Below are 888 nucleotides of genomic sequence, written 5' to 3' on the forward strand. Positions count from 1 at the left end.
GGTGCTTCCCATTCCTGAAAATCGTCGGCCTGTCGCATGCGCAGGGCGCGTTCGGCGGAGCGCAGGGTGTTCTCGATGAGCATGGTGACGGTCATCGGGCCGACGCCGCCGGGGACGGGAGTGATCCAGCTGGCCTTCTCCTTGACCCCGTCGAAATCCACATCGCCGACGATCTTGCCGGCGTTGGGCCCGTCCGTCAGGCGATTGATGCCCACGTCGATGACGATGGCGCCCTCTTTGACCATCTGCGGCACGATCAGGCCCGGCTTGCCGGCGGCGACGATCAGGATGTCGGCGAGGATGGTGTGCTGGGCGAGGTCGCGGGTCTTCGCGTGGCAGATCGTCACGGTGGCCTCGCGCTGCAGCAGCATCAGGGCCATCGGCTTGCCGACGATGTTGCTGGCGCCCACCACCACCACGTTCTTGCCGGCCACATCGGTGCCGGTGGTGTCGAGCAAGAGCTGCACGCCGTAGGGCGTACACGGCGGGAAGATGGTGTTGCCGACGACGAGACCGCCGACGTTGTAGAGGTGGAAGCCGTCCACGTCCTTATGCACCGAGATGGCTTCGAGCACGGCGCGCGGCTCGATGTGCGGGGGCAGCGGCAGCTGGATCAGGATGCCATGCACAGCCGGGTCGGCGTTGAGGCGGGCGATGGTGGCGAGCACCTCGGCCTGGGGCGTATCGGCCGGCAGGGCGATGTGGAAGGAGCGCACGCCGCACTCCTCGCAAGCCTTGATCTTGTTGCCGACATAGACGCGGGAGGCGGGGTTGTCGCCGACGAGGATGACGGCCAGGCCGGGCTGCACGCCCTGGTCGGCGAGGTGATCGACACGCTCGCGGAAGCCCTCGCGCAGCTGCTTCGAGAGGGCCTTGCCGTCGATGATC

At 67.3% G+C, this 888-nt stretch carries 1 protein-coding gene; it reads right to left on the minus strand.

Going from position 1 to position 888, the window contains the following annotated elements; genetic code table 11:
- The coding region (gene folD, locus B4920_RS25785; RefSeq protein WP_254051063.1) for a bifunctional methylenetetrahydrofolate dehydrogenase/methenyltetrahydrofolate cyclohydrolase FolD at nt 1–887 on the minus strand (887 nt) is incomplete at its 3' end.
- Nucleotide 888 lies beyond the last annotated feature (1 nt).

Source organism: Zoogloea sp. LCSB751, assembly GCF_002028455.1.
Lineage (GTDB): Bacteria > Pseudomonadota > Gammaproteobacteria > Burkholderiales > Rhodocyclaceae > Zoogloea.